The organism is Streptomyces sp. NPDC056734 (assembly GCF_042790455.1).
Lineage (GTDB): Bacteria > Actinomycetota > Actinomycetes > Streptomycetales > Streptomycetaceae > Streptomyces.
In genome coordinates this window covers 17,413-30,684 of record NZ_JBHTZD010000024.1, presented here as the reverse complement: position 1 = coordinate 30,684, position 13,272 = coordinate 17,413, and the positions used below count along the sequence as shown (strand labels likewise).

Sequence of the window (13,272 nt, the reverse complement as noted above, 5' to 3'; positions counted from 1 at the left end):
CCCACCCACCACAAAACCCGGCATCACCTCGCGCGAGCGACTAGCTGGCGCACAGCACCTCATCCGCCGTCGACTTCTCCACATCAGGCGCCTCGGTAGGCGCGGTGAGCGAGGTCCCCGGCCCCTCGAAGTCCTCCCCGAGAATCAACGTCATCGTCGGCTGCCCCTGAGAGTTGGTCACACTCTCCCCCGGCTTCATCGCGGCCCCCGACAGCCCCATGATCTCGGCGAGCTTCCGCGCCTGATCGGCCTGATCCGGCGCGTACTCCAGCGTCGTGGTCGCCTGCTCCGCCGCCGCGTTCCCCGCGTTCTCGGACTTGACGACCCCCTCCTCGATCTGGAGCCAGGACAGCGTGGTCCCCGCCGACCCGGCCTCCGCACCACCGTTGAGGATCTGCACCCGCACCTCCGACGCATCGGACTGAGTGCCTTCGAGCCGCTCGGCGATCTCCGCCTTCTCGGCCGCCGCGGCGGCCGCCTCCTGCTCCTTGACCTCGGTGAAGGAAACGTCGTTGTTGATGGCGTCGAAGACCTCGGGCGCCTGGGTCTCGTTCACCACGACGGTGACCGGAGTCTCCTCGGCCGGGTTGTCTATGACCGGCACGGTGGTGAAGGTGATGTTCTTGGTCGGCACCTTCTTCAGCTCCAGCGCCACGTCCGTGAGCGTGCTGACCTTGCCGATCCCGGTGTCCACGGTGAGCGCCTCGGTGGCCGCCTCGGCGAGGTCGAGCAGCTTGCTCGGACTGGTCAGCGTGTCGCTGGAGGACATCTTGCGCATCAGCGACGCCAGGAACTGCTGCTGCACCTTGATCCGGTCCAGGTCCCCCTGGTTGCCCCAGCTGTGCCGGGTCCGTACGAACGCCAGCGCCTGCTCGCCCTCGATGGTGGACACACCCGCCGGCAGCACCAGCCCGGAGTCCGGGTCGTCGACCGGCTCCTCCACACAGACCTCGACACCGTCGACCGCCGTGGTCAGCGTCTTGATCGCGTTGAAGTCGGCCATCATGAAGTGGTCCGGCTTGATACCGGTGACCTCCTCGACCGTCCGCATGGTGCAGCCCGCGTCCCGGCCCTCCTGGCCCAGGCTGGTGTTGAAACGGACGCCCGTGCTGCCCGCGACGATCTCCTCGGAGCCGTCCTCCTGGAGGGTCGGGCAGTCCGGGATGTCGACGATCAGGTCGCGCGGGATGCTGAGCGCGGTCGCGTTCGTGCGGTCCTTGGAGACATGCAGCAGGATCGTGGTGTCCGCGTGACCCTCGCTGCCCGTGTCGCCGTACCCGTCATTGCCCTCACCGGTGCGTTTGTCGGTGCCGATGAGCAGGATGTTGAACGCCTCGTCCTTGGAGAAGCTGCCGGCACCCGCGTCGCCGACGTCCGTCGTACTGACGTTGCCTTCCAGATGGCGCAGATACAGATAGCCGGAGACGCCGACCGCGAGCAGGACGAGGGCCATCGAGCCGCCGGTCCACATCAGCGCCTTCTTCGTCCGCGCCTTCTTCGCCGGACGCCGTCCACGCCGTCCGGGCGCCGGCTCCTCGGGACCGGTCCGGCGGCGGCGTGGCCCGGGGACGTCCCGGCCGGGCGCGACCCGCCCAGGAGCCTCACGGGTCTCCCGGTTCACCGAGATCTGCTCGTCCGCCCGGCCCTGGCCCGACCGGCTCTGCGCCGACCGGGATTTCCCGGCTCGGGTCTGCCCGGCCGCCCGGGACTCCCGGCCGGTCCGCGCCGCATTCCCCGAGCGCGACGGTCTGCCCGTTCTGCGCTGCCCGGGAACCGGCGACTGCGGTGCGGAAGTGCCCAGTTGCAGTTCGTATTCGCCGGTGTTCGGATTGAGCACCCACTGGTCTGCGGGATCGACATTCTCCGCTCGCCCACGGCCTTGCGCGTCCACGGTTGTCCGAATCCTCCGTCGGGGCCACGCGGCGCCTTCCCCCTCAAAGGCGCTCGGGTCTCGTACACACGGTGCTCGACACCACGACGATCGCGGGTCAGGTGCACCGAAGCGCTCACACTAGCCGTCCAGTTCGGCGTCCAGCGACGGCGGGCCGAAATTCCCCGCCCCTACAACTGGGCAATCCAGCCCATTTCTTTGAACACCCATACGTTCACTTGGCACCCGCTTTACCCGTGACCGACGCCACGTCTCATCGGCAGCTCTCCTCGGCCGCCGTGTTCCCCCGAAATGTCGGTTCGGCCGAGACGTCGCCTTCCCCCGGCGCCGACTTCTCCCCCCGAGCCGACTTCTCCTCCCGCGCGACCTCGACCGGCGCATCTGTGCGCAGACGTTCGAAGAGTCGCTCGGCGGCCGGTTCCACGAGCTGATCGCGATTGGCGTTGTGGACGTACGACTCCCTCGGCACCGTAAGGAATTGAACCCGCTCGGTGGGGATGTCCCGCAGCCCGCGAACGAGGTCGTACAGACTCCGCAGACTCGCCAGTCCCGGATCGGTGGTGAGGGACGAGGTGGCCGCGTCGAGCACGGGATAGAGCTTCGCCGGATTCAGCAGTACGTCATTGCCGCGCACCGTCTTCACCAGCGCCGCGAGGAACTGCTGCTGGCGTTCCATCCGGTCGGTGTCGCTGCCGTCGCCGAGGGACTTGCGGACCCGGACGTAACCGAGGGCCTGTTCCCCGTCGAGCTTCACCCGGCCCGCGGGCAGCCGCAGTTTGGCAGCCTTGTCGTGAATGGGCTCGGCGAGACAGATCTCGACGCCGTCGAGGGCGTCCACGATCTTCTTGAACCCATTGAAGTCGACGACCAGATGATGGTCGATCCGGATGTCCGTCAGCTTTTCCACGGTCCGTACGGTGCACGCCGAACCGCCGTTCTCGAAGGCGTGGTTGAACACCGTGAACGCAGGGGAGGTCCGGGTGCCGTCCGGCCCGCGGCAACTCGGCACGTCCACCATCAGATCGCGGGGAATGGAAACGGCCGTCGCGCTGTCCCGCCCGGCCGGCAGATGCAGCAGGATCGTGGTGTCGGAACGCTGGGTGCCATTGTCCCGCCCGTAGGTCCGGTTGCCCGTCCCGGCGCGGGTGTCGGACCCGATGACCAGGATGTTCTGCGCGCCCTTCACCAGCGCGGTGGGCCGCTCCTTCTCGTACCGGGCGAGTTCCCGGGCGGCGGCCTCGTCGGCGGTGATGTTCCCGTTCAGCTTGAGATAGAGACCCCACCCGACCCCGCCGGCCACGACCACCAACCCGCCCAAGCCGAGCGCGCCCCGCCGCACCCACCGCCGCCGACGCCGCCGCGCCGGCCCGACCCCACTGGCCGAACCCCCGGCCATCCCACCACTCACACCACACCCCCAAACCAATCCCGTGCGCCTACGACGATGCCGCGAGCCCCGGGGGGAGACCCCCCGGGGAGCCCCAAACGGGTGACGAAACAGGGCACGGGTCGCGGGCTGCGGGCGCGGGGCATGCGGCGCGGCGGTGCGGCGGTGCGGGGTGCGCGGGGTGTGGGGGGTGCGGGATGGGGCGCGGGATGGGGCGCGGGCGCGGAATGTGGGGCGTGGACTGTGGGGTGTGGTGCGTGGGACATGGGCTCCCGGGGGCACGGGCACGGCGCACGGCACTATCCCACCCGGGCAAGCCCAACGCAGGTGCTCAGGGGCGCGAGGAACTGCGCGCCCAGCCCCCCCACAACCCGCACCCGCCACCGGACAGACCCCCACCCGACCCGACGGCCCCACGCGGCAAGCCCAACGCAGGCATTCAGGGGCGCGGGGAACTGCGCACCCAGCCCCCCACAACCCGCACCCACCACCAAACAGAACCCCCCACGGCGCCCCCCCAGAATCACCTCCGCACAACCGAAACCCGCTCACTCCCCACCCGAGCGGCCAGCGCCCCCTCACTCAACTCGCCAAGATTCCGGCACAACACCACAGCCCCCCCACCGGCCAACGGCGCGTACAACCCCGCACTGACCCCACCCCACGTGTCATACCCCAGCCCCGACAACAACCGAGCCCCCGGCCCACCCAGCCCCAGCTCACCCGCATCCCCCCGAGCCCGCTCGACCACCTCCGCCCCGGACAACGCCGCCCCGGCGACCACCAGCGCGACCCCCTCCGGATCAACAGGCGCGTACGGCACGAACCGGTCCCCGAAACCAGGCACCTCCACGGCATAGTCGACATACCCGGCCGGCGGCCCCGGCACGAACCGCCGCCCCAGCGGCGCCAGCGACAACGCGTACCGCTCCCCCCGGCACGCGAGCCCCGCCTCGAAGTCCCCCGGCCCGGCCACCACGTAGTCCGCCGCGGCCGGATCCCCGCCCAGGTCGGCGACGACCCCCACCGACGAACAGGCCAGCAGCCACACCGCGGTCTGCCAGTGCGCGGGCAGCAGCAGGGCGACCCGTTCACCGGGTTCCGCGGACATCCCGTCCTGGAGCAGATTCGACGTCTTGGCCACCCAATTGGCGAAAGTGGCGACGGACAATTCCACGCGCTCGCCGGTGGCATCGTCGTAGAAGGTCACGAACGGACGGGCCGGATCCGCGGCGAGCGCGGAACGCAGCAGGTCGGCAGGGGTGCGATCGGTGGCGTTCACCCGCGCAAGCGTACGCGCGGCGAAGGCCCCGGGCCGAAAGGCCGCATCACCGGTTCGGCGGAGCGGGACCTGACGCCCCCGCACTTCCCCGATGGACAGATATATACGGCTATGTCCACGATCAGGGGCATGCGTGGATACCTTGCCTCGGCCATCGGCGTCACCTGTATGGCCGCCCTCGCCCTCCCGACGACCCTCTCCGAGGCCACGGCGGCACCCCGCCCGGCGCCGGTCGGCGGGCCATCACTCACCGGTAGTACCGGCACCACCGACGACACAGCCCCCGGCACCGAAACCGATGCTGAAACCAGCACAACCACCCGCACCACCGATCCCGACGCCACCGGCATCCCCGGCAGCACCGAGTCCGTCGACCTCGCCCCGCTCTCCCGCGACCGCGCGCTCGGCGCCACCCTCCAGGGCCTGCCCCGCAGGGACGTACAGAACTTCTCCCTCCTGGGCGTCATCTGGGACGACCCGGACACCGAACTGCACGGCCGCGTCCAGGTCCGTACCCGCTCCGCCGCCACCGGCGTCTGGTCCGACTGGCAGGACCTGGAGACGCACAACGCCGAGCACGCCGCCGACCCCGACACCGCCGAACGCTCCTCGCCCCGCGTCCGGGGCGCCACCGCACCGCTGTGGGTGGGGGAGTCGGACGGCGTGGAAGTACGCGTCCAGGCACAGGCGGAGAAGAGCGCCCCCGGCGAGGACGCGTCCCACGCCGGACCCCAGACCCTCCTCCCGGCGGGCCTGCGCATCGAACTGATCGACCCGGGCAGGGCGGACGGCCCCCAGTCCACCACCTCCCCCGCGTCCGACACCTCTGCCACCTCTGCCACCCCTGCCACCTCGGGCACATCCAGCACCTCCGGCACCTCCACGGCCTCCGGCGCCACCGTCGCCACCGTCGCCGAACCCCTGGAGATCCCGGCCCTGAGCCGCACCGACACCGAACGTGAACTCGCCCTCGAAACCGGCGCGGCGGCCAACGCGGCGGCCCCGCAGGCGAAGCCCTACATCGGCCCCCGCCCGAAGATCGTCACGCGCAAGGGCTGGGGCGCGGACGAGAACCTGCGGGAGAAGACGTTCCTCTACACGAACAAGGTCAAGGCCGCCTTCGTCCACCACACGGCCACCGGAAACAACTACACCTGCGCCGAGGCGTCCTCCGTCATTCGCGGTATCTACCGCTACCACGTGGGGAGCATGGGCTGGCGGGACATCGGCTACAACTTCCTCGTCGACAAGTGCGGAAACATCTACGAGGGCCGCGCCGGCGGCGTGGCGAAGCCGGTGCTCGGCGCGCACACCCTCGGCTTCAACACCGACAGCATGGGGATCGCCGTCATCGGCAGCTACAGCTCCACCAAGCCCGCCGGGTCCGCCGTGACGGCCGTCGCGCGGCTCAGCGCCTGGAAACTGGGCCTCTCGGGCGCCAACCCGAAGGGAACGACGTACCTGAAGTCGGGTGGCGGCAATCTCTACAAAAAGGGTAAGAATGTGCGACTGAACGTGATCTCCGGCCACCGGGACGGCTTCGCGACGGACTGCCCCGGCGGGCAGCTGTACGGCAAGCTCGGTACCGCCCGTGCCGACGCGGCGCGTCTGCAAGGGCGCTGAGACAGCCGTAGGTACGGAGACCATGTCGGTGGGGGGCACGTTCACAGCCGTCGGGGGGAAGGCTCGCTGACACCGCACGGCCGTCGAAGGCGCGGAAACCCGTCCGTACAAAGCATCTGCACAACCGTCTGCATACACTGACCGGCCGAAAGACAGTTCGGCCGGTCCCGGCAGAAAGCAGAGACGACAGGTGACAGAAGCGATCCTTCTGGTCGGCGGCAAGGGCACCCGGCTGCGCCCGCTCACTGTGCACACACCCAAGCCCATGGTCCGGGCGGCGGGGGTGCCGTTCCTCACACACCAATTGGCGCGGGCGCGCGCGGCGGGCGTCGAGCACATCGTGCTCGCCACGTCCTATCTGGCCGAGGTCTTCGAACCGTACTTCGGCGACGGCTCGTCGCTCGGACTGCACATCGAGTACGTCACGGAGGACGAGCCGCTCGGCACGGGCGGCGCGATCCGCAACGTGGCGTCCCGCCTGCGCTCGGCCCCCGACGAACCCATCCTCGTCTTCAACGGCGACATCCTGACGGGCCTGGACATCAGGGCGCTGGTGGACACCCACGAACGCACCGGGGCGGATGTCTCCCTGCACCTCACCCAGGTGACGGACCCGCGCGCGTACGGTCTGGTCCCCACGGACGCGACGGGCAGGGTGACGGCGTTCCTGGAGAAGCCGCAGACCCCGGAGGAGATCGTCACCGACCAGATCAACGCGGGGGCGTACGTGTTCCGCCGCTCGGTGATCGACACGATCCCGGCGGGGCGCCCGGTGTCGGTGGAACGCGAGACGTTCCCCGGCCTCCTGTCCGCCGGAGCCCACCTCCAGGGCATGGTCGACTCGACGTACTGGCTGGACCTCGGCACCCCGGCGGCCTTCGTGCGCGGCTCGGCGGACCTGGTCCTGGGCAGGGCCCCGTCCCCGGCGGTCCCCGGCCGCGGAGGTGAACGCCTGATCCTCCCGACCGCCCGCGTGGCCCCCGACGCCAAGCTCTCCGGCGGTACGGTCGTCGGCGAGGGCGCGCTGGTCGCCGAGGGCGCCCGGGTCGTCGGCAGCACCATCCTCCCCGGCGCGGTCATCGAACCCGGCGCCGTCATCACCCACTCCCTCATCGGCACCGGCGCCCGTGTCGGCGAACGCTCCATACTCACCGACACGGTCATCGGCGACGGCGCCTTCGTAGGCCCTGACAACGAACTCCAATCCGGCGCCCGAGTCTGGTGCGACGCCCAAATCCCCCAAGGAGCCCTCCGCTTCTCCTCGGACCGCTAGCCCGTTCCCGGCCATGCGCGGCAGCTCGCCTCAGCTCCCATAGCTGCGGACAGCCGCCCAGCCTCAGCTGCGGACAGCCGCCCAGCCTCAGCTGCGGACAGCCGCCCAGCCTCAGCTGCGGGCAGTCGCCCCGCCTCAGCTGCGGGCAGTCGTGCCGCTGGGGCGGCACGGGTGGGCGCAGCGGCACCCGGCCAGCGCCGGTTCGCGCCCCGCCCCGCCCCGCACCCCCACCCCGCTCACCCGCACAACGCCGGGCAACATCCCCAACCCCCCCGCACGCACCCCCCGCACCCTCACAACCCCCCGATATCCCGAACCGGCATCCGAGGAGCCCGCCGCCCCGGCACCCTCCCACTCAACAAAATCAACCGCGCAGCCCGATGCCGCTGCCCCGCATAAGGCTCCAGCAACCGCAACATCTCCGCGTCATCCGCATACCGATCCCCCGCAAGCGCAAACCCCACGATCCCCGGCAGATGCAGATCCCCCACGGTCACCGCATCCGCCGCCCCATGACTACGCTGCACCGTCTCCGCCGAGGTCCACGGCCCCACCCCCGGCACCACCTCAAGCCGTCCCCGAGCCCGCCCGGCGGACATCCCCACCCCCTCCTCAAGCCGCGCAGCGACCCGCACGGCCCGCAGAATCGTCGACGCCCGCTTGTCGTCCACCCCGGCCCGATGCCACTCCCACGACGGAATCAACGCCCACGTCCGAGCGTCCGGCATCACCCAGAGCCCACCCGGCACCACCCCGGCCGCAGGCCCGGCCCCCGGCGCAGGCTCCCCGAACCTCCGCACCAGCAACCGCCACGCCCGATACGCCTCGACCGTCGTGACCTTCTGCTCCAGAATCGACGGAATCAACGACTCCATCACCAGCCCGGTCCGCGTCAGACGCAACCCCGGCCGCCGATGCCGCGCCATGGCCACCACCCGATGCCGAGGTGCGAACGCCGACGGATCGTCCGCGGCCCCCATCAGCTCGGGCAACCGCTCCAGCAGCCACTCACCCCCCGGCCCCCACGCCTCCCCCCGCACGACCCCGTCCCGGAGGGACACCCGCAGCGTCCCGGCCCCACCCGGCGTCCGGCAGGCCCGCCACACCGACCCGTCCGGCAACGCCCGGAACGTCGGATCCCCGGGCCCTCGCCGCAACGGCCCGAGCACCAGCCCCAGATCCACCGGCCCCCCGGGAACCCACGTCCGCACCCGCCCCGCCCGAGCACCTCGCGCCACCCCACCGGGCACGCCGGCCTCCCCGCCGCGCACCACCGCACGCGTGGGCCGAGGAGCGAAACGTCCAGCCACGACTAAATTCCCTCGAAACTCACAGTCCATTGAAACGCGCCAACACCGCCCCCACCCCCATCATCACCACCCCCACCCCCACCCACCCCCATCACCCCTCACCGCACCTCGATGAACCCCCCGGCCTCCCGCACGGCCCGAGCCTTGGGCTCCTCCGCCGGATGCCCCACCGCGACCGCCCCCATCGGATCCCAGTGCTCCGGCAGCTCCAGCACCCGCCGCACCACATGCCGGCAGAACATCGTCGAGGACACCCACGCCGACCCCAACCGCTCCCCGGCCAGCGCGACCAGCAGATTCTGGACGCCGGCCCCGGTGGCGACGACGAACATCTCCCGCTCGGCCCCGTCCCGCCGCGCGTCCCCGTAACTGTGCGAGCCGTCCATGACCAGACACGGCACGACCAGATAGGGCGCGTTGCGCAGCACGTCCCCGCGCCGCACCCGCCGGGCGATGGACTCCTCGCTCTTGCCGTCCCGCCGCAGATCCGCGATCCACGCCTCGCGCATGGCGTCCAGCAGCGCGGCCCTGGCCCCGGCGGACTCCAGCAGCACGAACCGCCACGGCGTGGTGTGATGCGGCGCGGGCGCCGTGACCGCCGCGGCCACCGCCCGCCGTACCGCCCCCGGGTCCACCGGCTCGTCGCTGAAGGCGCGGATCGTACGCCGCTGGGTCACCGCCTCCCGCACCGCCTCCGAGGTGCCCAGCCGGAACATGTCGTCCCGCGGCTCACGCACCAGCGCGCGTGCCCCCTCGCCGTCGTCCTCGGCGACGACATGGGCGAGCCCGCGCACCACCGCCACCGGCAGCCCGGCGGCCTTGCCCTTGACCAGATCACCGGCCGCCGCGAGTTCATCGGCGGTGGACACGATGGTCGAGGCGAGCGGATTGCCGTACGAGTCCGTCCCGCCGCGCAGATCGTCCAGTACCCGCACCCCGGCGGCGCCGATCGCGACATCCGTGAGCCCCATGCGCCACGGCCGCCCGAAGGTGTCCGTGACGATCACCCCGACCGTGACCCCCAGCGCGTCCCGCAGCCCGTCGCGGATCGCCCGCGCGGAGGCGTCCGGGTCCTCGGGCAGCAGCAGCACCGTCCCGGGGGGCGTGTTGGAGGCGTCCACGCCGGCGGCGGCCATCACCAGGCCCTGCCGGTTCTCGACGATCCTGAGCGGACCGCGCCGGGCCACCACCCGCACGGTCTCGGCGTCGATCGCGGCCTCCCGGTCGGCCGCCTGCACGATCCGGCCCTCCGCCTTGGACACGATCTTCGAGGTGACCAGCAGCACATCCCCGTCGACCAGACCGGGCGAGGCCGCGGCGATCAGCTTCGCCAGATCGTCCCCCGGCTGCACCTCAGGCACCCCACCCACAGCCCAGACCCGAAACCCATCACCCGGCCCCGGTCCCGGTCCGGAACCGGGGCTCGAACCCGATCCGGATGCCGGTCCCGGTCCGGAACCCGGTCCCAAACCCGATCCGGAACCCGGTCCCGGTCCGGAACCCGATCCGGATCTCGAACCCGATCCGGAATCCGGTACGGGTCCGGAACCCGACCCGGAGCCCAGTCCCGATCCCGAACCAGATCCGGAACCCCAAGCCGACCCCGACCCCGAACCGGACCCGGATCCAGACCCCAACCCGGATCCCACCCCCGTATCCGCCCCCGAACCCGTATCCGCCCCCGAACCCGACCCCAACCCCCCAGCCGCCCCCGCCAAGCCCCCGCTCATACCCCCCGCACCTCTTCCGCCAGCCCCAGCGCCTCGCCCGCCATCCGCGCGGCGGCCGTCACGTCGGTCATCATCAGCGGCACGGCCCGGCACCGGATGCCCGCCGCCTCCACCCGCTCCACCGCCCCCGCGTCCACGGTGTCCACCAGCCAGCCGTCCAGCAGCCCCGAGCCGTAGTGCTCGGCGACCGCCGCCGCCGTGGACTCCACGCCCACCGCGGCCAGCACCTTGTCGGCCATACCGCGCACCGGCGCGTCCCCGACGATCGGGGACAGCCCGATCACCGGCACCCCGGCCTCGGCGATCGCCTCACGGATGCCGGGCACGGCCAGGATGGTGCCGACGGAGACGACCGGATTGGACGGCGGGAAGAGAATGACGTCGGCCTCGCCGATGGCCTCCAGGACCCCCGGCGCCGGCTTGGCCTGCTCGGCGCCGACCGGGACGATCGCCTCGGCCGGGACGGACGCCCGCAGCCGTACCCAGTACTCCTGGAAGTGGACCGCCCGGCGCTCGCCGTCCAGCTCGACGGCGACATGGGTCTCGACCCGGTCGTCGGACATCGGGATCAGCCGCACCCCCGGCTGCCACCGGTCGCACAGCGCCTCGGTGACCGCGCTGAGCGGATAGCCCGCCCCCAGCATCTGGGTCCGCACGATGTGCGTGGCGAAATCACGGTCGCCCAGCCCGAACCACTCCGGCCCCGCCCCGTACGCCCCCAGCTCCTCCTTGAGATGGAAGGTCTCCTCGGCCCGCCCCCAGCCCTGCTCCTCGTTGATACCGCCGCCGAGCGTGTACATCACCGTGTCGAGGTCCGGGCAGACCTTCAGTCCGAAGAGATGGATGTCGTCGCCGGTGTTGCCGATGACCGTGATGTCCGCGTCCGGCGCGGCCCGCTTCAGGCCACGCAGGAACCGGGCACCGCCGATACCGCCTGCCAGAACCACAATGCGCATGGAGGAAAGTGTTGCAGGCGGCACTGACAATCGGCCGGAGCGGTCACCGGACGGTCAGGAGACCCGGGCCAGCCCCGTGCAGCAGCGGCCGTGCATCGGCATCTCGGTCAGGCCGGGGTAGTAGATGTGCAGGCTCACCGCGGGGTCGAGGGTGTCGTTGACCACCTCGTGCGCGTAGCCCGGCGCGAACACCTTCTGCGCCCCGGCGCCCAGCGCCCGGGTGGTGCCGCGCGTGTGTTCGGTCAAGGAGCCGGACAGAACCGTCAGCACCCCGGACGACGGCCCGTGGTCGTGCGGCCCGCTGCCCTGCCCCGGCACCCAGGACAGCAGCCACACCTCGTAACCGGGCCCGGTGCGCAGCCGGTGGTACCAGCGGCTGGTGGCGTCGTAGCGCACCAGGTGCTCCCACTCGGCGCGGTCGGCCGCGATCGCGCGCGCGAGACCCGCGAACTCGGCCACGGTGGCCGGGTGCTCGCGGGGCGCCTGGAGCAGATGCGGGACCTCGAGGATGTCGCCGGCGATCTGGAGGTCGCTGTCGCTGTTCATGGGGTGGGGTGGTTCCTCGGCGTGAGTGTGGGGGGCTGGATGTCACGGACCGTCCGCCCGGATCACGGGCGCCAGGAGTGCCCGGGTGCGGGCGGGGGGAAACAAGCAGCCGAGTCGAGGTCGACTCAGGAACAGCCGGAGCGCGTTGGGCTCAACAGCCGGAACAGCGACAACAGGTGCGACGAGCGAGGGCAGCACCGGAGGACCCGGCGGAGCGGGTCGAGGTGGGCGCCAAGTTCGCGAGCATGCCCACAAGGACAGCGGTTCACACCTCCACTGTCAACTCGGCGCCCGGGATGCGGGACGGGTTTCACCTCATCCGGTTCATCTGGCTGCCGAAAGGTTTGTTCATGCCGTGACCGGGACACATGGCGGATCATCCGGGCGCGTCGGCCGGGTGGCGATCCGTGATCCCGTGATCCGAATGTGATCCGGTTCGCTTCCGCGCGCGTGCCGGAACGAGATCGAACCGAGGGGCGTCCTTCTCCGTACAGGTGTCCGTAGGTGTCCGTACAGGCGTCCGCGCGGGCGTCCGTTCAGCCGTCTGCGGACGGCCGACGGAAGGCCGTGGGGATGTGTGTGGAGGTCCTGTGTGGGTCGGGGTCCTCGGGGGTCTCCTCTGCGTGTCGAGGTTTATGCCGATTTGAACACTTTCCGCACGGCCTTGGTTCCGCAGAGTGAATAAGGGGCCCAATAGCAGATCTCGGCTTGACTCGCCCGGAGCAGCACACTTGTAATTTCACTCGTGTCGTTCACCCGGAAATCGGTGACGGCCGCATCACGGGGACGCGAAAGACAGACGAGGGGCGCACATGACCGAGCTGGTGCAGCAACTGCTGGTCGACGACGCGGACGAGGAACTCGGCTGGCAGGAGCGCGCGCTGTGCGCCCAGACCGATCCCGAGTCCTTCTTCCCCGAGAAGGGCGGCTCCACCCGCGAGGCCAAGAAGGTCTGCCTCGCCTGTGAGGTCCGCTCCGAATGCCTCGAATACGCCCTCGCCAACGACGAACGCTTCGGCATCTGGGGCGGCCTGTCCGAGCGCGAGCGCCGCCGCCTGAAGAAGGCGGCGATCTGACGCCGGGAAGCACACCGGCCGGCCGTCCCGACGGACCCCCAACTGATCGAACACGATACGAACGGCCCGTCGCGGGTGGGTTATCCACAGGCGGCGGGCCGCGGTCATGGTCAGCCGATAGTGTGGGCGCTCGTCCGAGACACCCCGGCGCCCCCACCGGGCGCGGGTGTCCACCGCAGTCCACCGAACCGGGGCCCG

The 13,272-nt window shown here is 71.1% G+C and carries 10 protein-coding genes; 3 read left to right on the top strand and 7 right to left on the bottom strand.

Annotated elements, in window-relative coordinates:
- Positions 1-40: 40 nt before the first annotated feature.
- From ACFRFC_RS30650 to ACFRFC_RS30640, 3 genes are all read right to left on the bottom strand, one after another.
- Positions 41-1,891 (bottom strand): LCP family protein, encoded by a 1,851-nt coding sequence (locus ACFRFC_RS30650; RefSeq protein WP_382691865.1) that lies wholly within the window; start codon positions 1,889-1,891, stop codon positions 41-43.
- Positions 1,892-2,144: 253 nt separating this feature from the next.
- Positions 2,145-3,287 (bottom strand): LCP family protein, encoded by a 1,143-nt coding sequence (locus tag ACFRFC_RS30645; protein WP_382691864.1) that lies wholly within the window; start codon positions 3,285-3,287, stop codon positions 2,145-2,147.
- A gap of 514 nt (positions 3,288-3,801) precedes the next feature.
- Positions 3,802-4,560 carry a TIGR03089 family protein gene (locus ACFRFC_RS30640; RefSeq protein ID WP_382691863.1) on the bottom strand — a complete coding sequence of 253 codons (759 nt, stop codon included), beginning with the start codon at positions 4,558-4,560 and terminating at the stop codon, positions 3,802-3,804.
- 129 nt (positions 4,561-4,689) lie between these two features.
- Between ACFRFC_RS30640 and ACFRFC_RS30635 the strand changes: the two genes are divergently transcribed.
- Both ACFRFC_RS30635 and ACFRFC_RS30630 read left to right on the top strand, forming a co-directional pair.
- The gene (locus tag ACFRFC_RS30635; protein ID WP_382691862.1) at positions 4,690-6,183 is read left to right on the top strand and encodes a peptidoglycan recognition protein; all 1,494 of its coding nucleotides are present in this window, start codon (positions 4,690-4,692) and stop codon (positions 6,181-6,183) included.
- Positions 6,184-6,373: 190 nt separating this feature from the next.
- Entirely contained in the window at positions 6,374-7,456 is a 1,083-nt protein-coding gene (locus tag ACFRFC_RS30630; protein ID WP_382691861.1) for a sugar phosphate nucleotidyltransferase, read from the top strand.
- Between the two features lie 293 nt (positions 7,457-7,749).
- On the opposite strand, the gene ACFRFC_RS30625 is transcribed toward ACFRFC_RS30630, so the two are convergent.
- The 4 genes from ACFRFC_RS30625 to ACFRFC_RS30610 all read right to left on the bottom strand — a co-directional run bounded on the left by ACFRFC_RS30625 (position 7,750) and on the right by ACFRFC_RS30610 (position 11,998).
- Positions 7,750-8,766, bottom strand: coding sequence for a DNA-3-methyladenine glycosylase family protein (locus ACFRFC_RS30625; RefSeq protein WP_382691860.1), 1,017 nt, complete (start codon positions 8,764-8,766; stop codon positions 7,750-7,752).
- Between the two features lie 98 nt (positions 8,767-8,864).
- The gene (locus ACFRFC_RS30620; RefSeq protein WP_382691859.1) at positions 8,865-10,235 is read right to left on the bottom strand and encodes a coenzyme F420-0:L-glutamate ligase; all 1,371 of its coding nucleotides are present in this window, start codon (positions 10,233-10,235) and stop codon (positions 8,865-8,867) included.
- A gap of 257 nt (positions 10,236-10,492) precedes the next feature.
- Positions 10,493-11,452, bottom strand: a complete 960-nt coding sequence (cofD, locus tag ACFRFC_RS30615; protein WP_382691858.1) for a 2-phospho-L-lactate transferase — start codon at positions 11,450-11,452, stop codon at positions 10,493-10,495.
- 54 nt (positions 11,453-11,506) lie between these two features.
- The gene (locus tag ACFRFC_RS30610; RefSeq protein ID WP_382691857.1) at positions 11,507-11,998 is read right to left on the bottom strand and encodes a cysteine dioxygenase; all 492 of its coding nucleotides are present in this window, start codon (positions 11,996-11,998) and stop codon (positions 11,507-11,509) included.
- Between the two features lie 812 nt (positions 11,999-12,810).
- On the opposite strand from ACFRFC_RS30610, the gene ACFRFC_RS30605 reads away from it, so the two are divergent.
- Positions 12,811-13,074, top strand: a complete 264-nt coding sequence (locus tag ACFRFC_RS30605) for a WhiB family transcriptional regulator (protein ID WP_010986447.1) — start codon at positions 12,811-12,813, stop codon at positions 13,072-13,074.
- The last annotated feature ends 198 nt before the right edge of the window (positions 13,075-13,272 follow it).